The organism is Paenibacillus sp. FSL P4-0127, from assembly GCF_038007325.1.
Taxonomy (GTDB): domain Bacteria; phylum Bacillota; class Bacilli; order Paenibacillales; family Paenibacillaceae; genus Fontibacillus; species Fontibacillus macerans.
Genome location: NZ_JBBOWY010000002.1, coordinates 95,437 through 116,387, shown reverse-complemented (window position 1 = coordinate 116,387; position 20,951 = coordinate 95,437). Strand labels below are relative to the sequence as shown.

Genomic DNA, 20,951 nt, shown 5'->3' with positions numbered 1-20,951 from the left:
TCCTTTTATTTTTATTCCTAACAAAATGTGACCGATTGCCGTCCATAACTGTGTTATTGGTAAAAGGAGGACAGTGCTACCATGCAGCGATCCATGACCCGGCCGGGAAATCATGTGATGAAGAGCTTACGCCAACATGCTGTTCCGGATTGCCATGGTTTATCTGGGCAGCCGTGAGGATGCGGAGGAAGCCACTCAAGATGCCTTCATCAAACTAATGGAAAAAGCACCCGAGTTCAAGGATGCCGAGCATCAAAAGGCCTGGTTGATCCGGGTGATCACCAATCATTGCAAAACGCTGCTTCGCAGAGGCTGGCGCAAGCGGGAGATTAAGCTGGAGGGCGCCGAGCCGGTTACGGCCGGTGCTGCCGAAGATTCGGCGCTGCTCCATCTTGTAATGGCGCTGCCCGTGAAGTATAAAGCGGTCATTCATTTGTACTATTACGAGGACTACCGAGTCCAGGAGATCAGCAAGATTTTGCGGATCAGCGAGTCTGCGGTGAAAATGAGGCTCCAGCGGGGACGACAGCTGTTAAAACTCAAGCTGGAAGGAGAAGAACAGCCATGAATGAAGAACAATTCCGGATGAAATATAAGAAAGCGGTGGATACGATGACAACGAATGAAGCGATGAAAAAACGGATGGAAGACAAACTGCAGGAGCTGCAGCAAGAACGGAAACGTCCGCGCAAAATGGCCTATATCGCCGCCAGCATCGTACTCGCTGCCGGTATCGGTGTGACTGCGTCCGGCTTTTGGAAGCAAGCAAACGAACCGACATCCCCAAGCACCGAGGTAGCCCGGGTGAATCCAGACACGCCTCCCCCAAGCTCATCCGATAGTGTTGTGATTCCCAAGATGGAGCTGCCGAATATGAACTCCGGTGTCAAAGCGAAGATGATCCCTCTGGTCGTCTATAAAGGCAATGTATTTACTCAGGCGGCAACCCGCATCGACGCCGTCGACGCGACTGCGCTGCGCGGCGATAAGCTCGGCCGGACGACGGGCGGCATCGATGAATGGAGCGGCAAGGACGAGTATATCGAGCTAGCCTCCAACATCGGTGAAACGGACATCTACGCCGTGAAGGGGTATGATACCGATTTCCGCATTATGTCTTACACCGAGATCGACGGCCAAGTATATGCCGAGCTGTTCGAGCATACCAACGGCATCACCGTAAGCAGCGGAGCTGATCTGCTCGGTAAACTGAATCTGGAAGGCCGGATCGCCTCAGCCGAATGGGAGAGCTTCGACAGCTGGAACAACGGCCTGCAGCAGTATACGCCACTGGAAAACGACGAAACGCTAGGCAGCTTCCTAGCGGCCCTTCAGGACGCCAAACCGCTGGCAGCAGAACCGCTGATAAATCAGGGCATCTACGATGACGTGAACCGTATATCCCTCTACCTGACGCTGGAGGACCATACCCGCGTGGAACTGACGCTATTCGGCCGGGGACTGGTACGCTACGGCAATGCGCCGGTCTTTTTCGAGGTCGAATCCGGTGCGTTTCAAGCGTTGTGGGAGCATATGACACCATAACAAGGCCGGCAATAAAGCAGCGGCTTGTTTCTTCGGAAGCAAGCCGCTGTTTTTATCTGCTCCATATCATCGTGGACATCGGCCATCGTCATAGCTTTAGATTCAACTTATATCGTTTTCTCCAATTACTGGGTGATGCTCCAAACTTAACGGCTCTGCAAACTTCACATTGTGAAAGTACCGATTGTTCTGCGCTGCGTGCTTAGCACGGTCTTCAGACTTAGATACGTCAAGTTCAACGAATTTACCATACGAATCCTGCAAAGTGATCTTTAAGCTGTCGGCGCCAACGTTTAGAGTCAACACCGAGCTCGGCTCAACATCAACTTTTACGATTTCGAATGGGGATATGTCGATCATGGCCTGCAGTGCGATATGCTTAAAAACGTAGCGGTATGCCCGGTTAACTGCATCTTTCTTGTAGCTTGCCTCTATAACGCCTTTGCCTGCCTTCACCAAGTAATTCAGCGACTGTAATTCACCAGGAATTCTAGGCGCGATCGTCAAGGTATGATGAATCAAATCAGGACGCATGCCTAAGAAATACTGATACCATACGCGAAGATGCTCGGCATTCGACCAGGCCTGCAAATAGGCACCTGTCAGCTTGGCCCAGCTCTGGCCTTCATGCGGGTAGGCGTTCATATTTTCACACAATCCCCCGACTACCCCGAGATTCAAGGCCTGCCAGTTCATGTTCTTGAACAGCTTGTACGCCGTCTCTTCCTGTCCAAGTTCAATCATGCGCTGCATGGCTATGCCGTTCAACCAGAGCCACACGGCACCATTATGGTAAGCCGCGTCTTTATGGTAATGAGGCGTCAAATGAAAGGGATGGAACAACGGATGATGCCGTTCCAGAGAAGAAACGCCCCATGGGTAGACGAGTTCTTCCCAAGCCGTGCGGATTGCCTGGCATTTGAACTCATGGTCTTCAAACAGTTCGAAGGCGAACAATTGGTTCGGCCTTAATGAGAATTCCGCCTGATCATGCGCGTCTAAACGATCCGCCAAAAATGGATGCGCCTGATCCCGGAAGTCGATGCCGAAATGATGCTGCAATTTCTCGGCGATGCCATTCCATTTGACGGCATTCTCCGTGTCGTTCATAAATTCGGCGAAATAAACGCCTGCACGCAATTGATTGTACCAAAGCGCTTGAATGTCATTAGCGCGGGTATCACGCGGTGAATACGAGTTCAAGTCGGCATCCCTCGCATCCATCCAAGTTTCATTAGCGGCGTGCATCAGGTAGCCCTTTTCATCCACCCAATATTTAATGGAGCCCTCGATGCTATTACATACGGCAGGGTATAGTTCCTTGATAACATCCGTATCCCCGGAGTATTTCACATAATCCTGCAACTGGATAATAAATCGCGGTGTACCATCCGTCGTATGGTAATCGATATTTTGAGGAGCCAGGATGTTTGGCACTCTACCGAAAAAGACCGAATTCTTATCCGTATTCTGGAACTCGGCAAAGGACAGCAATATATTTCTGGCCTTCTCGAACTGTCCGGTAACGAGACAGGCCCCGGTCAGAGATATAAACTGGTCTCTTCCCCAATATTCATTGAACCAGGGCAGACCGGCATATATGCCGTCGCCCTGCTGTCTGGTAACCAACTGATCCATCGTCATATGAATCCAGTCCAGCGCCAGAGCGAGGTCCTTATCATCGCTCTCCAGATGAACATTGTGCCGCAGAAAATCCTCCATCCGTTTCATACGTGCAGTTTTCCATTGGAGGCTATCGTCTCTGGTACCATGAATCAAGGCTACCGCTTCATCTGCCGTCTTCCCCGCCGCGATATAGAATCCGCCGGCATTTGCCCCGGTAGTTAAAATGTCCTGCTTAAGTTGAACGGCTTGCCCGTCCTTGGAGCTTACGGCAATGATCCAATCCCCCTCCATCGACTGGAAGAAGACATTTGTCTCTTGCTGGCTCAGCAGCTTAAGCTTCTCCCCCGTGAAATGAATTCCGATCGTACGCTCGGCTCCGGCAACTTGAATCTCCAGTATGTTCTTGTAGTCGAACATCCACAGTTCTTCCTTGAGGCCTCCTTCGTGAATCCGTTCCATTTTGTAAGGATAAACCCAAACCTCGGACTTTCGGTTGTCCAGTGCTTTATGATCCGCAGTCAGGGCATAGCCGCCAAAAATCCGGTTCTTGGCGATGTTCATCCCCGCAAAGAAAGAGTGCTCCGCATGATTCGTATCATGAGACTGCGTAAAATAATATGCCGCCTCTTTATTCGTAAAAGAAACAGCCCGATTCGCTTCTGCGGGTACGAATATTCTCATTGCATCCAGAATGTTGCTGTTCGGTTGATGACTGCTCATAATTAACCTCCTGAATTCGCCTTAATCGCTTAAATACAAGGCCGCCATGAAAGATCACAGCGGCCCCTGGTAAACAGTCCCATTCTTTTACTTCAAGTCTATTCTTTTACAGAACCCACTACAATCCCTGAAACGAAATATTTCTGCATGAACGGATAAATCATGAGCAGCGGCAAAGTAGAAACTACGATTTTGGCTGCGTTCAAGGTCCGGTCGGAGATCTTCGCAAGCTCCATTAGTTTCTCCGGATCGGTAATGTTCTGAACCTCTACGCTCAGCTGCTGAATATAGGTCTGCAGCGGATAGTTTGAAGTTTTGTTGATATAGACCAGTGCGCCGAAATAATCGTTCCAATGGCCAACAATCGTAAACAGCATGACCGTCGCCAACGTAGGCAACACAACGGGAAGAAAAATGCGCATCAGGATTCTCCATTGCGAAGCCCCGTCAATCGTGGCCGCTTCTTCAAGCGACTTCGGCACCCCGCGAAATGCGTTCATTAGCAGGATGACGTTGCCGATCGGAACGGCCCCTGGCAAAATCAGGGACCAAATGGAATCGAGCAAATGAAGCTGTTTGACCACCATAAATGTAGGGATCAGACCGCCAGAGAACAGCATGGCGAAAATAACGATGTTCATGTACACCTTCTGGCCGCCGAACTGCCTCGGGCTCTTCGATAACGGGTAAGCGGTAAGAATCATTAGCGTCATATTGACGAGCAGACCTAAGGCTACCCGTTCGACCGAGATCATGAACGAACGCCAAAACTGGGAATCCGATAGCAATTTCTCATAGGAACTTAACGTCGGATTGACCGGAAAAATACTGACCAGATTCGCGGAAGCTGCCGCGTTATCACTGAAAGATATAGCTACCAGGTTAAGCAAAGGAACTAGACAGGATAAGGTAAACGCCAGCAATAATATCCAAATAATAATATCTGCAATGCGGCTTTTTACGATTTGAGCGGTAATGGGAGCCACCCCCTTCTTCTAGAAAATGCGATAATCAGTAAGTTTTTGAGCTATCTTATTCGCGGAAAGAATCAAGATAATACCGACTACCGACCGTAAAAGGCCTACTGCCGTTCCCAAGCTATATTGTCTTTCCACGAGACCTACCCGGTATACGTAGGTATCAATAATATCCGCAGTCTCATAAACCAGCGGATTGTACAGGTTAAAGATCTGGTCAAACCCGGCATTCAGTACATTAGGCAGGTTCAGGGTCGTAACGAGAATAATCGTAGGCATCATGCCCGGAAGCGTAATATGCCACAGCTGCTTCCAGCGATTTGCTCCGTCAATGGAGGCTGCCTCATACTGGCCCGGATCAATCGACGTCAATGAGGCCAGGTAGATGATCGATCCATATCCGAATCCCTTCCATACATCCGTTAGAACCAGCATCGGTCTGAACCAGTCGTTGCTGGCCATGAACAGGATCGGGTCAATGCCGAACCAGCCGAGGAACGTATTGATCGGGCCCTCATAAGAGAAAATATTCATCACTACGGTAGCCAGAATCGCCCAGGACAGAAAGTTCGGCAAGTAAACAACCGTTTGCATAAAACGTTTGGCAAAACGTACGCGCATTTCATTCAGCAAGAGAGCAAAAATGATGGATACCAACGTTCCCGCAACAATTTTCCACACAGCAATGATAATGGTATTGGCAAAGATCAGTTTGCTGTCGGGAATTTGCAGCATAAACTTGAAGTTATCCAGGCCTACCCAGGCTGAGCCGCCGATCCCTTTGGCAGGAATATAGTTCTGAAATGCCATTACAATTCCAAACATCGGAATAAACGAGAATATAATCAGAAAGATCATGCCAGGCAGCATCATGAAGTGGAAGGCTGCTTGATCTTTTTTATTCTTCATTAAGGATCATCTCTTTCAACTTCAATTGGAAGCGAGCGCTTCATTAACTTCCTTGGTAATGATATCGCCACCGGTCTTCTTCCAGCTGTCGACAAAATTATCGAAGGCATCGGGAGTCTGATCGCCGGTAATAATTCTCAAATACATTTCAAGTTCCATTTTGGATAAGGTCGGCCATTTCAACGACATGGAAGGCGTCGTTCCAAAGAACACCGGATTGACCTCCTTGATATTCGCCTCCTTCACCATGCTCGCTGTACTAATGCTGGATGCATAACCTGCCCATGCTACCGAATCCGGAGCCTCGCCTTTCTTCACGCTGTCAAGATATCTCTTGTAAGAATTATACGCGTTGATATCATTGTTGCTGATCAATTTGCTGGCATCGCCTGTTTCCAGGGCTTCCTTCATAATGTCAACGTTGCGGTAGAAAGCGTCATAGTAGTCGATATTAACCATAATCGGAGATCCACCCACGTTAAGATTGCTATAATCCTCGAACTCTTTCAGAGTCGCTTCGTCCTTCTCTTGATAGCGCTGATAATCAAATTGGAGACTGACCATTTTTACGGCTGCCTCAGGATGTTCGAAGCCTTTGCGCACAACCAGGTAGCTACTGGAAGGATTTCCGGTGAACATCGTAAGCGAACCATCCTCGGACTGCGGAGCTACATAAGATACCCACTCTGCATCCGGATTAAGCTTAAGCGTATCCGCTACTGTCCAGCTTCCCCACCAGTTATCCAGGAAGGAACCGCTCTTGCCGCCAGTAAGCAGCGCTTTACGGTCATCCCCTGTACGAACCGCGAGCTGGCGGTCGATCAGGCCTTTCTTGTACATGTCGGCGATTTTAGTAAGCGCAGGCTTCATTTCGGGCTGGATCGAACCATATACCGCATTTCCGCTGCCGTCGTCAATCCACTGTTTCGGGTACGCTCCGTATAAGGAGAAGATGTTGTTCAACGAATATTGGCCGCCGGAAATACCGGCAACGTTCTCATTGTCAACGACGAGTCCAACCGTTTTTCCCGGTCCGTTACCGCCCGGATCTTTTTCAATGAACTGCGTAATAATGTTCTCCACATCTTCCAACGTCTTAGGCTCTTTAAGTCCTAATTTGTCCATCCAATCCTTCCGCAGCCAGAGGACCCCCGGACCGTGAGAAATTTCCGTAGTTGGAATCGCCATCAATTTACCGTCGAATTTGGCATTCTCCAGTACACGTCCGCCGTAGGAATCATAGATCTCTTTAATCCGGTCGCTTGCCGTATTGTTATATGCTTCTGTAAGATCAGCGATCAAATCGTTCTCATACAACTGCTGTAATGTTGAATAATCAGGAACGACCATAATATCCGGAATTTCGCCGCTGACGATCGCCATCGATACTTTCTGGTTGTAGTCTGTTCCGTCATTGGCTTCGAACTTTGCAATGTTCTGTACGTTAAGCTTCTCCTTGAAGTATCTTGTCCAGACATTGTCCGTAGCGTTATCCTTCTCATAAGGAGTTCCATCCAGCATCGAATAGTTCGATGCCGTTTGACCCACTGTATAAGTTACGGTCTCGGGATATTTCCCAAAAGGAGTAGTCATCGCTTCTTCCCAAGCAGGAGCATTCGCAGTAGCTGCTGCAGAACTGTTATTTCCCTTGTCGGAGTTTTGGCAACCGGCGAGGGACGCTGCCACCAGTAGCGCTGCCAACACAAGTGAACTTGCACGCTTTGTTTTTGATAACATCGATAGACCTCCCTATTTTTATCTTATTAAATTTAATAGCGTTTAACTCACACGATTTTAAAACGGTTTCAAAGCGCCGGCTTGCTAAAAAACCTGAATTCCATAAGTACAAATTTATTCTATGATTGACATGAATAAACGTAAACGAAAAAAAATTACGTTTTATATCAAAAAATACTCGCATTCTCCAGGTCAAATTGCCCGTTCGATAACCGGTAAAGTAAAATCATGCTGTAAAGCAAAATCATGCTGTACATGAAGCAGGAGGATATAATGTTAACGATTCTGGTGGTAGACGATCATAAAGAAGAACGCGAAGGGATCGCCTTCCTTATTAAAGAGTTGGGTCTCCCTCTTCAGCTGGAGACGGCAGACAATGGCCCCAAAGCACTCGATTACTTGAAGCGGCAATCCGTCGACATCTTGTTTACCGATGTAAGGATGCCGCAGATGGACGGTCTGCAGCTAACGAGACAGGCTCTGGAGCTTCACCCCGGGCTCAAGGTCATTCTGTTCAGCGGCTTCGCTGAATTCGAATATGCCAAGACGGCTTTAGCTTTGGGAGTCTCCGATTATCTGCTCAAGCCGATCAATGTCGAAGCTTTCCAAACGACGATAAAAAAAGTGATAGACGAATTGACTGACCGGCAGCAGCAGGACGAAGCCTCGCAGATGAAACAGGCTTATGTAAAGAAACATATTCTCTTTACCTTGGTTAACGGCATCGGGGAACCGCCGTCCATGCAAGGATTGTGGCATGACTTCCCTACCTACTATGAAGGAATGCTCCTGCTGGAATTCGAGAAAAATTTCTTTGAGAACGCTGATCCGGAATTCGAGGAATTTCTGCTCTCCCTGCTCGATACCCCAGCCGACTATTTAAACATGAACGGCTGCCAGAGTCTGCTGCTGTTCCCTGAGCAAAGCGGTGTTCATTCAAGTATTTCCTATCAAAAGCTGGCAACGCGTATTCATGATCATATTTTGATGAAATATAGAGCAACCTGTTACATTGGCATTAAAAAAGGGTTAACCGCCATACAGGACCTGTCCGAGATTCTGCCGGAATTGGAGCAATTGATGGAATACCGCTTCTTCCTGCCGGATACCTTCGTGTTTGACACGAAGAATGAACTTCTGTTCTCCGAGCAGCTATTTCCCGACCTGTCCGACACCCAGATTATTGAACAAATCCGCAGCAATATAAAGGACAGAAATATTTTTAGCTTGAAAGCCAACATAGAGTTGCTCTATCAGAAATACTTAAGACAGATTCAGTTTTCGCAATTGTATGTCAAGCATACCTTTTCAACGGTATATCAAAGTATGATGTCTTCCATAAAAGCATCGGAGCGGGAAATCCATCTGGGGATTGATAAAATATATAAAGCTGACGATTTGAGAGATATCAAGAGCATTGTTTGGGAAGGAGTCGTCCACCTTGAACACAGCTTCGGGAATGCGGAGCCTGCCCAGAATAAGGATATCATGTCTATAAGACAGTATATTGAGGATCATTTCGCCGAGGATCTGAGTCTGGAGCTTCTTGCCTCGAGAGTATATTTGTCCCCCCATTATTTAAGCTCGATGTTCAAGAAAACGACCGGCTGCGGGATCAACAAGTACATTAAAAACGTACGCATGCAGAAGGCAAAGGAACTGCTGACAAACACCCATTTGAAGATATCCGATGTATGTAGCGCTGTGGGTTACCGCAACATCTCTTACTTCTGTCAGAATTTCCGGGATTTCTATGGCCATACCCCCGAGAAATTCAGACAGTATAACCAAGGTGACCTTGAATCCGTGGAGGACTAACATGCAAATCTGGCGATCTCTCAAGAAGTATATCCATGACTTGAACTTTCAGACGAAAATCAAACTCGCCTTTTTGCTAATCAGCATGATTCCGGTCATCGTACTGGGGAGCTTCTGTTTCTCGGAGACAAGATCGCTGCTCATCAATCAGTCGAAATCCGATTTGAACGCCGCCCTGAATCAAAGCGCTTTAACCCTTAACAGTCAACTGGAAGCGTACAATAAAATCGTAAACTTTCTGAGATTCAATCAGGAAATCGTAAATGCCGCCAATCATACGTATACCAGTACTTTTGAAATGTACGACACTTTCGTCAACGTGATCGATCAGAATTTCTATACCGCACGCAATTTGAACACAAGCATCGAACAGCTTACGCTATATACGGGAAGCAATCTCCATCAGCATGGGCAAACGGTACACCCTATTGATGAAATCAAGAATACTGACTGGTATCCGCAGGTCATGAACTCCACCAATGTATTGTGGTTTTCTGACAACGATAAAATTTTTAGCGTCACCCGGATTCTTAATACGAAAGAGAGAAACCCGAAAGATAATATTTTGTATGCTTGCATCAACTATGAGAGTCTTATGCAGCCTTTTGAAACGTTGGAGGCTCAGGGAGCGAAGCTCCTTGTATTGGATGGTGATGGGCAAGCTGTCTATTCCTCGGAACAAGAGTACCCTGCTTCTCTTTTCACGGAACCGTCCGTAGAGGAATTGGATTGGAATGGAGAGAAAAATACCGTACTGCATTCAAGCATTTCTACCTCAGGGTGGACGGTATTCCTGTACAAACCTACAGATCTGATTACCAATTCAGCCTGGCGGATCGTCTCGACCGTTCTGCTCATGATTATAGCCTGCATAGCCGCTGTAGCTGTAGCTGGCTCCCTGTTCTCGCGCAAATTTATATCCAGGATTCAGCATCTGCGAAATAATATGAAGACGGTTGAGGAAGGATCGTTGGAAGTGACTGTATATAGTGACTCCAAGGATGAGATCGGGGATCTGATCCGGGGCTTCGGAAACATGGTCTTCAAAACGGAGGACTTGATCAATAAAGTGTACCGAGAAGAAATAGCGCGTAAGGAATACGAAATGAAAGCTCTGCAGGCCCAGATCAATCCTCATTTCCTCTACAACTCGCTCTCGCTGATCAATTGGCGTGCGCTGCGGATCCATGCAACCGACATTAGCGAAATGGCCCAACTCTTATCTACGTTTTATCGCACGACGCTCAATAAGGGCGACAATATGATACTGGTAGCGAATGAGATTTTAAATGTGCAGTCGTATATGAAGATCCAATTGATTATGCACAGCAACAGCTTCGATGTAGAGTATCAAATAGACGAAGCCATTCTCGCCTATCATATGCCTAACCTGATGCTTCAGCCGCTTGTGGAGAATGCGATAATTCATGGAATCGAAAACAGGGGCAAGGGTGGAGAGATTAAACTATCGGGCAGATTGGAGGATGGTTGTATCGTTTTTCAGGTAGAAGACAATGGAATCGGTATAGAACCGGAACGCCTTGCTCAATTGCTTGAATCCAAACCTACAGGCTATGGACTTAAAAATGTGCATGATCGTACAAAAGTGATGTACGGCCCGGAATACGGATTATCGATACAAAGTGAAGTGAATCAGGGGACCAGGGTTACGCTAAAATTTCCGGTAAACAAACACTGATAAAAGAAGACGGATCGCAGGATACGATGGGGTGACATCGCTCTCCGGAAATCCGTCTTTTTGAGAATTCCAGATGCCGGCGAAATCGCTAATACGAAGGCGCTCACTTGAGAGTTTTACTGATATTCGGCAGTTTCGTCCAGCAAGGTAATGACAAGTTGAACTCCGTCCTTCATGCCTTGCATGTACAAAAGCTCATTCTCTAAAGCCCGCCTGAAGTGATGCTTATCCTCCCAATCCATATACTCCGGCAGCTTCTTTTTATCCTCGTCGGGAAACATCGCCTCAAAAGCCGAATGTTCTTCGGCACGAAGTTTACGCATCTCAGGATCACGTGCGATCCGTGCCGACACGTCATCCAGCCTTTGCTGAATTGCGCTTTGCAGCCATGCTGGAAATTGCATTGTTTCTCCCCCTCCTCTCAAAATAACCTTAGCTCTATTATGGAGGAGTTTATAATTGAACTTAATGAGTTTTGAGGGTATTATTTTTGATAGTTTTAAGAGTATTCTCTGGAACTCCCGAAATAAGCTGTCCCCCAATCAACTTCTCTTCGGCAGTTCGGACCAAACCAACACCAATGATGAAACAGAACTGATTATCGATGCTCTAAATCAATGTAGTCTATTCTTGCTCTTCCCGAAAGTAGCTTCGCGATCTGAAGATCCATCCGCGTCCGCATCTGAGTACGGATATAAGCTTGTCTGGAGTTATCCTGTTCGCCTTTACATCGCCCAATCAAAAGTGCTATGATACAAACATGACGTTAACGTTATATTTTATTGTGAAAGGAGTGATCGATCATGGACCGTATGCGTATCGGCGAGTTGACAAAACGTGCCGGGGTAACCCAGCGCACGGTCCGTTATTACGAGAGCATCGGACTGCTTCCTTCAGGCGAGCGCGAGGGCAACGGTCATCACTATTACACGGAAGAAACGGTCGCCCGTCTGCGGAAGATCGATCAGTTGAAGAAACTGGGCTTAAGCCTTGAGGAAATTCGGGACGTAATCGAGCTCTATTTCACGGACCCTAGCGGAGTTCAGCCGAAGCGGAAGGTTCTTGGCCTGCTGCGCCAGCATCTGGCCGACACGGACGAGAAGCTCGAAGCACTGGGGCAGTTCCGCGCCGATCTGCAGTCCCATATCGAACGCTTCGAGCGGTGGCTCGAGACCAATGATCGAGCCTAAATTTTTTTGCCATAAACATGACGTTAACGTCATGTTCATAAAACTTCGAAGGAGGAATTTTATTAATGAGAGAAAACATTGGATTTATCGGACTCGGCCTGCTCGGGCTGCCCGTCGCAGCCAATCTGCTCCAAGCGGGGTATGCGTTGACCGTATACAACCGCACCGCGGACAAAGCGGAGCCGCTCGTTGCCCAGGGCGCGGTACAGGCGGCCCGTCCCGCCGACGCCGTGACGGCCGGGGGCATCGTCGTCACCTTGGTGTGGGACGATGAAGCATTGGAAAGCGTCGTCAGAAGCGAGGACTTCCTGGAGCGGCTCGGGCCGGGCGGCATTCACGTGTCGATGAGCACAGTGTCACCGGATACGGGCAGGAAGCTGGCGGACTTGCACGCGCGGCACGGCTCCGTCTATGTCGAGGCACCCGTCTTCGGGCGGCCCGAGGCGGCCGCTGCCAGGCAGCTGTGGATTCCCGTAGCGGGTCCGCAGGAAGCGAAGGAGCGGTTGCGGCCGGTGCTGGAGGCGATGGGAGCCAGAGGGATTTTTGACTTCGGCGAAGAAGCCGGTACGGCCGTGCTCGTCAAGCTGATCGGTAACTTCCTCATTGTCTCCGCCGCACGCTCGCTGGAGGAAGCACTAGGAATAGCCGAGCGCAGCGGGGTCGATCCCAAAGCGGCGGTCGACATGCTTACGAGCACGCTGTTCCCCGCCCCAATCTATCAAACCTATGGCCAAATGATCGCCGAGAAGACGGCAACCATCTCCCAAAGTAAAATTCCGCAGAAGGATGTCGGCCTCTTCCTGGCGGCGGCGCAAAACGCGCAATTCCCCGCTCCGCTCGCCGGTCTGCTGCTCGATATGCTGGAAGGCGGAGATCGGAGCAGACAATAGACTGGGCCGATTCGCAAAATAAGAAGGGGCTGTCCCAAGGTCACGAAAGTGACCTGAGGGACAACCCCGTTTTTTTCGTTGTACATTCACTATAGTCTTAACAAGTCTTTTGTTTTATACAAGTTTACATTTTAGGAAGATCGATCTTAATCTTCAACCCTTCCTCCTTCAAACCGGGCAGCACAAAAGGAACCCGCATCTTTTCGATTCCCGTTTTGTCATTTACTAAGGTGTAATAAGCCAATAAAATGCCTTTAACGGTATTTTCGTGAACAGGTTCACGCACCAGCAACTCGCTAATGGTAACCTCCCTTTCGTTCTCACCAAATCCGAGGGCAATATGATAATTGAAAAAGGGAATGGAACTCTTGCTTCCGGCAAAACACACAATCGGGAACCGCCAATTGGTAAAATCATTTACCGTAGTCTCGGCCTCTTCTAAGGTAAGAGTTTTAGGCCCAACGTTCAGGTTGCTTAATCCATGACGTATCACTCGATAATATGCAAACTCCATGAGGTGATCTCTAAACTTGGGAATTAATGCCCCATGTAGATAGCAAGGGCCGATCATTCGCAAAACCTCCTAGTCTGACCGGCGAATAACCTGAAAACTGTAATTTTTGGTTCCCTAGTACTTGATGATTCTTGGGTGATGGCCACAGAATCGCCTTGTTCATCGCTATTTTCATTAGAGCTTCTTCTATCATTTCAGTTATCTACCATTAGTATCCATGGTATAATTTGGTTTGTACAACATATCAGCTAACAGGGCGGCAGCCAAATCTCCCGGAAGGGAGGTGAGGCTATGACAGTATATGAAGCATTATCCTTGATGCTCGCATTCGGCATGTTTGTGATTGCCGTGCTGTCTTTCCATAAACGAAAATGAGCCGCCCTGGCAAGGATAACGGCTCATTTCCAATGACCTGAATCTGGCTGCCCGCTCTTTTAGCGGTGGTTGTACAGGGGACCGGCGCCAACCGGTCCTTTTTCTATTTTTATGTTATCACATTGAAAATATTCAGGCAATGCATTTACTTTACAGCGCCCGTTCCGGCTAATACGTCGTCATCTTTTATAATCCAGCACCGGCATTAACACTCTTTTATGCTTGGAGATCTTTTTGTACTCCTTCCTGACCTCCATCTCAATCTCAACGGATAAAGTATCGTATATTAAATTCATTTTGCAAACCGCTCCTCTCCCGGAGAGTGCACCAGATTCATTCTAAATAATGACTGTATCGAGTACAAAAAGTCGTTATCATATCAAAGAAATTTTGACGAAAATCTGCTAAGTGATGATCACTTTTGATTTTGGTTTTTATGTATTCGAATATTCTATCCTGTTCCCTTTTATGTGTGACGACAACAAAACTGTAATCTAGCCCCATAAAACCACCTCATTGCGATATGAATTAACTATTATTGCAAAGTATACATCCATGACACGAGAGATAGACACCATGCTTATCGCATTTCGGATAACCGTATGGAATGGTGGGGCTGTCATCTCCTTCTTCAATCTCAGACCATTCCAAGTAGTTGTTTATATCGACACTTTTTTTTTCAAAAGCACTAATCATTAATTCAAATTGTTGTAAGCATCTCTGGACCATTTCTTGATTAGGTTCATAATTGAGCCGTTCCCATCCTAACCCGTCCATAGCTGATGCAATAGTTCTAAGCATAAATTCTTTCTCCGCTTCAAAAGAGTCGATTTTCCATGGCATTTCATCAATATCAAAACCCACCGTTCCAATTCCAACGCAAGCTTGATCTCTCTGGGCCAGCCAGATGACCAGTTCTTTCTCTCGGTTTGTTGTAGCTAAGATCGACCCGCTTAAAGCAAGGACCTCAATAAAAACGGAAGTCAATCCATTGGACATATGCAAATCTTCAACGGAATAAGCCGGATCTTCGGGTAATGAAATACTATTCCCCATCCCCATACCCACTTTCGGTTCTTTTAATAGGATTTGAAATCCTCGTCATAACTAAAAACTCCAAATGAAGCGGGCTTGGATTTCTTATCCTTCATTCGATTCCCTCCTTAGCCTACCCTTCCCCTAATCGGGCCAGCGCGCGCTTGGCGGCAAGTTTTCCATTATGCATTCCATGTTCTGAGAGCTCTTTTAATTTCTCTTTAGCCGGCAAATATTTGTGATAACCCAAAATGTCGCATGCCCGTTCTTGCACATACATATCCTCGTCATCCAAAAACTTCAGCAGAGTATCCAAGTGGTTATACGGCGTTAACGCCAAAACACTGTAAATATACTGGCATCTTACATCATCGTCCAAATCGGGGGTTTGCAGCATATGATTGATTTGCTCAATACTTTGAAGGTCAGCAGCGTTCGACTCGTTATTGTTATTTTGACCTTGCGGATAATCTTTTTTCAGATCGTCCCAGTCGTGATTCGGATTTTGTTCCAATGCAGCAATAAAAGAGCCGGCGCTCCTAAAAGCAGGAGAAAGATCGGTTTCTTCATGATTCAAATAACACGCTTGTAACCACAGTAGCTGATTCCCATTATATGTTAAACCCGAATTTTAAGCATTGAGGTATAGTAAAGCTTGTGCTACGATAAAAATAGTAAAGGAGCCGTGCTCGCAACACGGACTCCCTGTACACTTGCCGCCTTAAAGAGCGGTCGGCTGTGCTAAGGTGCTACGATCGAAATAGGCCGCATCCTTTGCGTGGAGGGCGGTCTATTTCTTTGTGTTTTGATTAAGCGCTACGATAATGGCCACAACCAGCGTCAACAGCGCAATGATTAGCGCGGCAAAACTGATCATGATCATCAAAGTGTCTTTAATCGCCACAGGCATCACCTCCCTTCCGGGAGATTAGCCGACCACCCTTATAAGCCAGTTTCGTGTACATGCTATATTGTAGCAGAATTTGGCAGTCAGGTAAGAGATGATTTTAACAAGGGTTGGTCATAGTCGTTCCTGCTTGCCTCCTCAATTCATTCATACGCCGACAGATTCGTTCGAAACGCAGGCAAGTTGGCGGCTTTTCCCATCTCGTTCAGCAGATTCTCCATGCTCGCTTGCTGAAAGGACGCCAGATATGCGGCCAACGGTTCATCCGTCCCCTCTAATCCGGTCAGTTCAAACACGATCAGCACATCGTCCTTTACATATATTTTCCAGGAATGAACACTTCCTGCAGCGGCAGCGGTTCATATTGATTATTGCATCTTTGGGTGATATAACCATTCCATTTGCTCGTACAGATGAAATCCGAATTTTAAGCATTGAGGTATAGTAAAGCTTGTGCTACGATAAAAATAGTAAAGGAGCCGTGCTCGCAACACGGGCTCCCTGTACACTTGCCGCTTTAAAGAGCGGTCGGCTGTAGGGTAAAATAGTAACGGAAATAGACCGCTTCCCTTACCCGGGGCGGTCTATTTCTTTATGTTTTGATTAATCGCTACGATAATGGCCACAACCAGCGTCAACAGCGCAATGATTAGCGCGCCAAAACTGATCATGATCATCAAAGTGTCTTTAATCGCCACAGGCATCACCTCCCTTCCGGGAGATTAGCCGACCGCCCTTATAAGCCAGTTTCTTGTACATGCTATATTGTAACAGAATTTGGCAGCCGGGTAAGAAATGATTTTAACAATTTTATTATTATTGCTCGTACTTTGCCAGAATCCTCCCAACGTATTGCCGAAAACCCTCCCGCACTTCGGATGGCCCCACAATTTCGCATTTATCCCCAAAAGCGAGCAGCTTGTCGTAACCAAATTCATTAGGAATGATAGGATACGCAGCCAAGCAAGTATTTTCCTCTACCTTGATTACATTTCCTTCGCCAAATCGCTCAATCACTTTGTCCATCATAGAGCGGTCAATACGGATCGTAACCGAAATCCAATCTTGATTCATCCAATCCGCTCCATCCATCGGAAGCGGTGAAAAATCCCGCGGCACAAAAGTTTCCCGAGAAACTTCCAATTTGCTCATACGAGCCAATTTGAATATCCGGTAATCCCTTTTTTCAACACAATAACCTTGCAGATACCAGCTGCTTTCTTTGAATACGACCCGGTAAGGTTCGACTTTTCGGGAACTTACATGGCCCGCCTTATCAACATAATCAAAGATCAGGCAGCGATCTTCATTCAAGGCCGTTTCCACATGGCTCAGCAGCGTGCGCAACGATTCATTTCCCTGATTCAACGATAAATCGACAACAAATTTTCCTTCCGGAATCGGTGTCCCGCCTTCATGACCAATAGCGCTCAATTTCTCCAGGACATGGACAATTTCCTTATGATTAAACAGCTGCTTATAGCTTTTTAAACTGGTTACCAGTGTTTGAACGTCTGCACGCGTGAATAATTTTTTGTCCACTTTATACGATTTCATCAGGCCAACGCCGCCCGTTGCTCCTTGATGGGTGAAGATGGGCAGCCCGGCAAACGTCAATGTATCGATATCGCGGTAGATGGTTCGTCTGCTAACCTCAAGTTTCTCGGCCAGTTCCCGCGCACTGATAACCTCGTGTTCCAACAATATGACGATTATCGCAATTAAACGGTCTATTTTCATGCCGCACCTCCTCCTCAAGTATGCCATACTGCTGTCATATTTGACATGCTACGCTATATGCGTATTCAAAATAAACCTTAGGGAGGCAAGTTAAAAATGAGCAACTTCAAAATTGAAAAAAAGGCATCTTTCCGTATGATCGGATTTAAAACCGCATTGACAGGCGCAGCAAGCGTCCACTCGCCGTATTTTTCCAACCAGAAGACTTCGTTTTTCAAAAGCACCGTAGACAACGGGAAAATGGCGGCATTGCGTCCATTGGCAGAAAGCCTCTACGGTTACGCTGCCGTGGCCATGAATCACGACACTGCGTTTTATTATGCCGGCGTCCAATCTTCCCGGCCCTTGCCGGACGGGGCAGAAGAAGTATGGTTCCCGGAAAGCGAATATTTGGTTCTATCGGGCGGCGGCGGTTTGTCGCGCCTGGCTTTTGATAAACTGGAGGATCAGGCTTTTGGGACCATCTTAACGGATACTTATGAGTGGGAATATTCCGGCGCTCCAGTCGCAGAAATTTTGCTTAACGGAAATCCGGCAGACGCAGAAGTGGAAGTATGGGTGCCTGTAAAGAGACGTAATGAGCAGTAGACTTATATAGACCGCATCCTTTGTCTGGAGGGCAGTCTATTTCTTTGTGCTTTGATGGATCGCTACAGTTCTTTTAACTTCACAGCCTTTTCTCCCAGTCGTCCCGCCCTAACTGGCGCTCTCCAATCCGCCAAAATTAAGGACAAAGCGGGATTCCCTCCCGGTTCCCTCTTCCGGGATAATAAAAGAAAGAAATATCCCTTAAAAAAACAAAATTGGGAGGGAATGTTGATGTTGCACCGTTTAAAAGGATTAGCCCTATTATCGCTGAGCTGCGTATTGGCCTGGACCGGATGGACCGGCACCAGCCAGGCCGCCGCTTCTCTATCGGAGAAGGCTCTCGAAGCTGAGGTGGAGTGGAGCGGAGAGTACGGCGAAAGCTACGCTTCTCCCCAGGGACGTTCGGTGGTCCCTACTGCCGATGGAGGTTATGCCGCCAGTTGGCTCTGCCGAATACAATGGCGATGTGGCTGGGTATGTGGTCAAGGTGGACGAGGAAGGTGCCGCGGAGTGGGAGCAACGGCTGCAGATCACCGGAGACTACACCAAGGATAGCGTTGAGGCCAGACAAATCATTCAGACGCAGGATGGAGGATATCTCGTAACCGGTGCGATCACCGACCGAACCGGTAGACCGATCACCCTCCCCTATTTGGCTAAGCTTGACGGCCAAGGACAAATCGAATGGGCCCGCTATTATAAAGACCTATATATCGGAACGCATTTATATGCGGGATCCGTGGCGGAAACCCCGGACGGAGGTTTTGCCGTTACCGGGTACAGCGTCAATTCGTATTGGGAAGCCCCCGCCTACCTGCTTAAGGTCGACAATGAAGGAAACCAGCTTTGGTTTAAAACGTACCGCTTTGGGGAAGGGAATAACCAGGTTTTTAACGAGGTTATCAACACGCCCGACGGAGGGTTATTGGCGGTAGGCTATATCGACAGCGTGATCAACTCGGACGCGGACGCCTCCGTGATCGTGAAGGTGGACGCCCAAGGTGAAGTCGAATGGGAGCAGAAGCAACCCGCTCCGCAGACCGGCCGCTCCGCCTATTCGGCTCAATTGTCGGCGGACGGAGGTTATATCGTATACGGGTTGATGCATCCAAACGATGAACGAACCGCTTTTCTCCTGAAAGCGGATGCAGATGGCAATATCGTTTGGGAGAAAAACTATTCTCCCCGCGACGACAACGGCTCTTACAGACAATTAGTGACCACAAAGGACGGATACGCTCTTTTAGGCAGTTCGACCCGTAAGGAAGATTCGAAGTATCAATACCAGATCTCCTTCATCAACCAGGATGGCGAGCTGACCGGCAAACTGCAATATGCGGCTCCGGGACTTGCCGCCGTAGGAAAAGGATCCCCCACTCCGGACGGAGGCTTCATCCTGTCGGGCCAAGTGAAGGAAGAGGGAAAATACCGCATGCAGTTGGTTAAGCTCTCGGGAACTGGCCAAGAGCCTGGAGATCTGGAATTGGCGGACCTTCGCTTCGCCGATCCGGCCGTGAAGCTGGAGATCGGCGAGCGTAAGCCGAGCGTCCTCGAAGCCGTTTATACGGACGGAAGCGTTACCGATGTGACGTATTTTGCCGGCTTCAGTTCTCTGAATCCGGAGATCGCCGACGTGGATAAGGCAGGCGTGCTCACGGGCATATCCTCCGGAACCGCCGATATTGTCGGCGAATACGGCGGACTTAGAGCCGTTCTATCGGTTACGGTTAATGACGGCTCAGGTGAACCCCAGCCCGGCCCCGGACAATTCTGCCTGGACTCGGAAGACTACTCAGTAACTGTCGGCAGTGAGTTGGATATCGAGGCGTTGTTCACCGACGAGGACGGAAACACGTTGAACGTCACCCGCGAAACCCAGTTTACGACGGCTAACCCGAAGATCGCCCAAATTGACGAAAGCGGCTATATCACCGGCATTAGCCCCGGACTCACCTCCGTGACCGCCGTCTACCAAGGCCATGCTTATACGTCCACCCTCCTCGTCGTCAGACCGTATACACCGCCCGGTGTGATGGGCGACTTTGACGACTTTAGAGTGATTGAGGATGTGGACCAGTATGGCCACGCTGCCGCTTACCGCAAAAGCCCGTCCATTTTTAAATGGACGGGCTTTTTGCCGTTTGGACTTCTAATTGCACCGTTGCTTTCGAACCGTCATCGGTGTCAAACCTCATCTCCCAGTTCCCTTCCTGATCCGGTCCAAAAATGTGCTCATATGTCGTGTTCTCTCCGGCACCAAGCTTAGCTTGAATCCAAGTTAGGTCCGTTGGAGAAATTAGTTTATAGTTGACGGGCTTTTTATTTGAATTTTTAATATGGACCCGAACCTTTTCACTGTCTCCGCTACTCTTGAAATTAAAGCCGGAGGATCCTTGTCCATTAAAAGATATCGTTTGATCCGTTAAAACCGAGGAAATACCTGTTTCGTCTTCGGGCTCAGTTATGATTTGAACATTTGGAACCTCCACTGCCGATTCGCTTGTTTGCTTTGTGTGGAGCGTTATCAGATCGTCGGAATTGGTAAATGCTGAGCATGCAGAGGTAACCGCAATCAAAAGAAGTGCTGCTGCCAGAGCATATAACCTCTTTTTCATATCTACAACTCCATATTCATAATATATTTTCCTTTTTAAGTTAACTCAAATGCTGTATTGTGTAAA

21 protein-coding genes are annotated in these 20,951 nt (G+C 47.8%); 9 read left to right on the top strand and 12 right to left on the bottom strand.

The window, feature by feature from the left end:
• The first annotated feature begins 136 nt into the window (after positions 1 to 136).
• Together NYE74_RS27125 and NYE74_RS27120 are read left to right on the top strand one after the other, a co-directional pair.
• Positions 137 to 568 carry an RNA polymerase sigma factor gene (locus NYE74_RS27125; RefSeq protein ID WP_051985723.1) on the top strand — a complete coding sequence of 144 codons (432 nt, stop codon included), beginning with the start codon at positions 137 to 139 and terminating at the stop codon, positions 566 to 568.
• Positions 565 to 1,545 carry a hypothetical protein gene (locus NYE74_RS27120; RefSeq protein WP_270619881.1) on the top strand — a complete coding sequence of 327 codons (981 nt, stop codon included), beginning with the start codon at positions 565 to 567 and terminating at the stop codon, positions 1,543 to 1,545. The genes NYE74_RS27125 and NYE74_RS27120 overlap by 4 nt, the downstream gene beginning before the upstream one ends.
• Positions 1,546 to 1,647: 102 nt before the next feature.
• On the opposite strand, the gene NYE74_RS27115 is transcribed toward NYE74_RS27120, so the two are convergent.
• From NYE74_RS27115 to NYE74_RS27100, 4 genes are all read right to left on the bottom strand, one after another.
• Positions 1,648 to 3,891 carry an amylo-alpha-1,6-glucosidase gene (locus NYE74_RS27115; protein WP_051985725.1) on the bottom strand — a complete coding sequence of 748 codons (2,244 nt, stop codon included), beginning with the start codon at positions 3,889 to 3,891 and terminating at the stop codon, positions 1,648 to 1,650.
• Positions 3,892 to 3,989: 98 nt separating this feature from the next.
• Entirely contained in the window at positions 3,990 to 4,868 is an 879-nt protein-coding gene (locus NYE74_RS27110) for a carbohydrate ABC transporter permease (protein ID WP_082208111.1), read from the bottom strand.
• Positions 4,869 to 4,886: 18 nt separating this feature from the next.
• Entirely contained in the window at positions 4,887 to 5,777 is an 891-nt protein-coding gene (locus NYE74_RS27105; RefSeq protein WP_036626396.1) for an ABC transporter permease, read from the bottom strand.
• A gap of 21 nt (positions 5,778 to 5,798) precedes the next feature.
• Complete coding sequence (locus NYE74_RS27100; protein ID WP_036626397.1) at positions 5,799 to 7,514, bottom strand: extracellular solute-binding protein; 1,716 nt, start codon at positions 7,512 to 7,514, stop codon at positions 5,799 to 5,801.
• 273 nt (positions 7,515 to 7,787) lie between these two features.
• On the opposite strand from NYE74_RS27100, the gene NYE74_RS27095 reads away from it, so the two are divergent.
• Positions 7,788 to 9,332, top strand: a complete 1,545-nt coding sequence (locus tag NYE74_RS27095; protein ID WP_036626398.1) for a response regulator — start codon at positions 7,788 to 7,790, stop codon at positions 9,330 to 9,332.
• Between the two features lies 1 nt (position 9,333).
• Complete coding sequence (locus tag NYE74_RS27090) at positions 9,334 to 11,031, top strand: cache domain-containing sensor histidine kinase (protein WP_170180013.1); 1,698 nt, start codon at positions 9,334 to 9,336, stop codon at positions 11,029 to 11,031.
• 116 nt (positions 11,032 to 11,147) lie between these two features.
• On the opposite strand, the gene NYE74_RS27085 is transcribed toward NYE74_RS27090, so the two are convergent.
• On the bottom strand, positions 11,148 to 11,435 hold the full coding sequence (locus NYE74_RS27085) for a hypothetical protein (RefSeq protein WP_036626400.1): 288 nt from the start codon (positions 11,433 to 11,435) through the stop codon (positions 11,148 to 11,150).
• 399 nt (positions 11,436 to 11,834) lie between these two features.
• Between NYE74_RS27085 and NYE74_RS27080 the strand changes: the two genes are divergently transcribed.
• Positions 11,835 to 12,221, top strand: a complete 387-nt coding sequence (locus NYE74_RS27080; RefSeq protein ID WP_036626402.1) for a MerR family transcriptional regulator — start codon at positions 11,835 to 11,837, stop codon at positions 12,219 to 12,221.
• A 65-nt stretch (positions 12,222 to 12,286) separates the two neighbouring features.
• Complete coding sequence (locus NYE74_RS27075; RefSeq protein WP_051985727.1) at positions 12,287 to 13,111, top strand: NAD(P)-dependent oxidoreductase; 825 nt, start codon at positions 12,287 to 12,289, stop codon at positions 13,109 to 13,111.
• Between the two features lie 124 nt (positions 13,112 to 13,235).
• Here the strand turns inward: NYE74_RS27075 and NYE74_RS27070 are convergent, their stop codons facing one another.
• Positions 13,236 to 13,682, bottom strand: a complete 447-nt coding sequence (locus NYE74_RS27070; protein ID WP_051985728.1) for a hypothetical protein — start codon at positions 13,680 to 13,682, stop codon at positions 13,236 to 13,238.
• Positions 13,683 to 13,916: 234 nt separating this feature from the next.
• On the opposite strand from NYE74_RS27070, the gene NYE74_RS27065 reads away from it, so the two are divergent.
• Complete coding sequence (locus NYE74_RS27065) at positions 13,917 to 14,000, top strand: putative holin-like toxin (RefSeq protein ID WP_082207943.1); 84 nt, start codon at positions 13,917 to 13,919, stop codon at positions 13,998 to 14,000.
• 528 nt (positions 14,001 to 14,528) lie between these two features.
• Here the strand turns inward: NYE74_RS27065 and NYE74_RS27060 are convergent.
• The 6 genes from NYE74_RS27060 to NYE74_RS27035 form a co-directional block, all read right to left on the bottom strand.
• A complete protein-coding gene (locus tag NYE74_RS27060) occupies positions 14,529 to 15,056 on the bottom strand; it encodes a hypothetical protein (protein WP_036626403.1) in 528 nt (175 codons plus the stop codon).
• Between the two features lie 112 nt (positions 15,057 to 15,168).
• Complete coding sequence (locus NYE74_RS27055; RefSeq protein ID WP_124332773.1) at positions 15,169 to 15,612, bottom strand: HEAT repeat domain-containing protein; 444 nt, start codon at positions 15,610 to 15,612, stop codon at positions 15,169 to 15,171.
• 213 nt (positions 15,613 to 15,825) lie between these two features.
• Entirely contained in the window at positions 15,826 to 15,945 is a 120-nt protein-coding gene (locus NYE74_RS27050; protein ID WP_227872865.1) for a putative holin-like toxin, read from the bottom strand.
• A gap of 140 nt (positions 15,946 to 16,085) precedes the next feature.
• The gene (locus NYE74_RS27045; RefSeq protein WP_227877105.1) at positions 16,086 to 16,247 is read right to left on the bottom strand and encodes a hypothetical protein; all 162 of its coding nucleotides are present in this window, start codon (positions 16,245 to 16,247) and stop codon (positions 16,086 to 16,088) included.
• Positions 16,248 to 16,526: 279 nt separating this feature from the next.
• The gene (locus NYE74_RS27040) at positions 16,527 to 16,646 is read right to left on the bottom strand and encodes a putative holin-like toxin (RefSeq protein WP_155621102.1); all 120 of its coding nucleotides are present in this window, start codon (positions 16,644 to 16,646) and stop codon (positions 16,527 to 16,529) included.
• Between the two features lie 112 nt (positions 16,647 to 16,758).
• Entirely contained in the window at positions 16,759 to 17,682 is a 924-nt protein-coding gene (locus tag NYE74_RS27035; protein WP_036626404.1) for a helix-turn-helix transcriptional regulator, read from the bottom strand.
• A 96-nt stretch (positions 17,683 to 17,778) separates the two neighbouring features.
• On the opposite strand from NYE74_RS27035, the gene NYE74_RS27030 reads away from it, so the two are divergent.
• Together NYE74_RS27030 and NYE74_RS27025 are read left to right on the top strand one after the other, a co-directional pair.
• Complete coding sequence (locus NYE74_RS27030; protein WP_036626406.1) at positions 17,779 to 18,270, top strand: GyrI-like domain-containing protein; 492 nt, start codon at positions 17,779 to 17,781, stop codon at positions 18,268 to 18,270.
• A 430-nt stretch (positions 18,271 to 18,700) separates the two neighbouring features.
• Positions 18,701 to 20,536: an Ig-like domain-containing protein gene (locus NYE74_RS27025; protein WP_341005342.1), complete on the top strand. Its 1,836-nt coding sequence runs from the start codon at positions 18,701 to 18,703 to the stop codon at positions 20,534 to 20,536.
• The last annotated feature ends 415 nt before the right edge of the window (positions 20,537 to 20,951 follow it).

Coding starts and splice junctions, on each gene's coding strand:
- NYE74_RS27125 (WP_051985723.1), top strand. CDS start 137: ATGCTGTTCCGGATTGCCATGGTTTATCTGGGCAGCCGTGAGGATGCG.
- NYE74_RS27120 (WP_270619881.1), top strand. CDS start 565: ATGAATGAAGAACAATTCCGGATGAAATATAAGAAAGCGGTGGATACG.
- NYE74_RS27115 (WP_051985725.1), bottom strand. CDS start 3,891: ATGAGCAGTCATCAACCGAACAGCAACATTCTGGATGCAATGAGAATA.
- NYE74_RS27105 (WP_036626396.1), bottom strand. CDS start 5,777: ATGAAGAATAAAAAAGATCAAGCAGCCTTCCACTTCATGATGCTGCCT.
- NYE74_RS27100 (WP_036626397.1), bottom strand. CDS start 7,514: ATGTTATCAAAAACAAAGCGTGCAAGTTCACTTGTGTTGGCAGCGCTA.
- NYE74_RS27095 (WP_036626398.1), top strand. CDS start 7,788: ATGTTAACGATTCTGGTGGTAGACGATCATAAAGAAGAACGCGAAGGG.
- NYE74_RS27090 (WP_170180013.1), top strand. CDS start 9,334: ATGCAAATCTGGCGATCTCTCAAGAAGTATATCCATGACTTGAACTTT.
- NYE74_RS27085 (WP_036626400.1), bottom strand. CDS start 11,435: ATGCAATTTCCAGCATGGCTGCAAAGCGCAATTCAGCAAAGGCTGGAT.
- NYE74_RS27080 (WP_036626402.1), top strand. CDS start 11,835: ATGGACCGTATGCGTATCGGCGAGTTGACAAAACGTGCCGGGGTAACC.
- NYE74_RS27075 (WP_051985727.1), top strand. CDS start 12,287: ATGAGAGAAAACATTGGATTTATCGGACTCGGCCTGCTCGGGCTGCCC.
- NYE74_RS27070 (WP_051985728.1), bottom strand. CDS start 13,682: ATGATCGGCCCTTGCTATCTACATGGGGCATTAATTCCCAAGTTTAGA.
- NYE74_RS27065 (WP_082207943.1), top strand. CDS start 13,917: ATGACAGTATATGAAGCATTATCCTTGATGCTCGCATTCGGCATGTTT.
- NYE74_RS27060 (WP_036626403.1), bottom strand. CDS start 15,056: ATGGGGAATAGTATTTCATTACCCGAAGATCCGGCTTATTCCGTTGAA.
- NYE74_RS27050 (WP_227872865.1), bottom strand. CDS start 15,945: ATGCCTGTGGCGATTAAAGACACTTTGATGATCATGATCAGTTTTGCC.
- NYE74_RS27040 (WP_155621102.1), bottom strand. CDS start 16,646: ATGCCTGTGGCGATTAAAGACACTTTGATGATCATGATCAGTTTTGGC.
- NYE74_RS27035 (WP_036626404.1), bottom strand. CDS start 17,682: ATGAAAATAGACCGTTTAATTGCGATAATCGTCATATTGTTGGAACAC.
- NYE74_RS27030 (WP_036626406.1), top strand. CDS start 17,779: ATGAGCAACTTCAAAATTGAAAAAAAGGCATCTTTCCGTATGATCGGA.
- NYE74_RS27025 (WP_341005342.1), top strand. CDS start 18,701: ATGCCGCCAGTTGGCTCTGCCGAATACAATGGCGATGTGGCTGGGTAT.